1 pseudogene is annotated in these 488 nt (G+C 53.1%); it reads right to left on the bottom strand.

What is annotated here, in order from left to right:
* Window positions 1-187 precede the first annotated feature (187 nt).
* Window positions 188-488 (bottom strand): annotated as a pseudogene (locus ACKWMY_RS28320) (transposase); the annotation flags it as partial.

Here is a 488-nt window from a genome sequence, read left to right as displayed (position 1 = left end):
CAACATTTTACCTAACAACGCCTTAATGCGACAGAACCAGAAAATGACGGTAGAGGAATTATCCTGCCATGGCGAGCCGCGCGTTACTGGAATTAACGGCTGCCCGTGATCTGCAAAGCAAACATCACGGGTCAGTTCCCTCCATTTCAATTCTGCCCCAAGAGGTATGAGCATTGTGATTGAGGGTAACCTCATGAGTATCGGCGTCCACCGCCAGGTGAAGTTTCCGCCAGACACGGCGCTTTTCCTGACCGTGTTTTTTCACCTTCCACTCCCCTTCACCGAAGACTTTTAATCCGGTGGAGTCGATAACCAGATGGGCAATTTCGCCGCGCGTGGGGGTTTTAAACGGGATGTTGACGGACTTGGCCCGCCTGCTGACGCAGGAGTAATCCGGGCACCTGAGCGGGAGCTTCATCAGGGTAAAAATGGAGTCAATAAATCCCTGCGCGGCGCGCAGCGTGAGGCGAAAAACACGTTTGAGCATG

Origin of the sequence: Serratia sp. J2 (assembly GCF_046269175.1) — a bacterium.
GTDB lineage: Bacteria > Pseudomonadota > Gammaproteobacteria > Enterobacterales > Enterobacteriaceae > Chania > Chania fonticola_C.
The sequence above is the reverse complement of the archived record's forward strand: the minus strand, read 5'-3'. Positions and strand labels throughout refer to the sequence as shown.